At 63.9% G+C, this 792-nt stretch carries 1 protein-coding gene; it reads left to right on the forward strand.

Going from position 1 to position 792, the window contains the following annotated elements:
• A partial coding sequence (locus PJ985_RS23235; protein WP_271685859.1) for a polyketide synthase occupies positions 1-792 on the forward strand: 792 nt, incomplete at both ends.

The raw sequence follows: 792 nt of genomic DNA on the forward strand, positions 1-792 counted from the left end.
GTTTCGGTGGATACGGCGTGTTCGTCGTCGTTGGTGGCGTTGCATCTGGCGGGTCAGGCGTTGCGTCAGGGGGAGTGTGATCTGGCGTTGGCGGGTGGTGTGACGGTGATGGCGGCGCCGGGTTTGTTTGTGGAGTTTTCGCGGCAGCGTGGGTTGGCGGTGGATGGTCGGTGTAAGGCGTTTGCGGGTGCTGCGGATGGTACGGGGTGGGGTGAGGGTGCTGGGGTGGTGGTGTTGGAGCGGTTGTCGGATGCGGTGCGTCGGGGTCATCGGGTGTTGGCTGTGGTGCGGGGTTCTGCGGTTAATCAGGATGGTGCGAGTAATGGTTTGACGGCGCCGAGTGGTGGGGCGCAGCAGCGGGTGATTCGGCAGGCGTTGGTGAATGCGGGGTTGTCGGTGGGTGAGGTGGATGTGGTGGAGGCGCATGGGACGGGTACGCGGTTGGGTGATCCGATTGAGGCGGAGGCGTTGCTGGCGACTTATGGGCGGGGGCGTGTGGTTGGTCGTCCTTTGTTGTTGGGGTCGTTGAAGTCGAATATTGGTCATGCTCAGGCTGCTGCGGGTGTGGCGGGTGTGATCAAGATGGTGATGGCGTTGGGGAGGGGGGTGTTGCCGAGGACGTTGCATGTGGATGAGCCGACGCCGTTTGTGGATTGGTCGTCGGGTGGGGTGTCGTTGTTGCGTGAGCGGATGGTGTGGCCGGAGGTGGGGCGTGCGCGTCGGGCGGGTGTGTCGGCGTTCGGGGTGAGTGGGACGAATGCGCATGTGATTTTGGAGGAGGCTCCGGTGGTG

Source organism: Streptomyces sp. ACA25, assembly GCF_028200735.1.
In the GTDB taxonomy this organism is placed as follows: Bacteria; Actinomycetota; Actinomycetes; order Streptomycetales; family Streptomycetaceae; genus Streptomyces.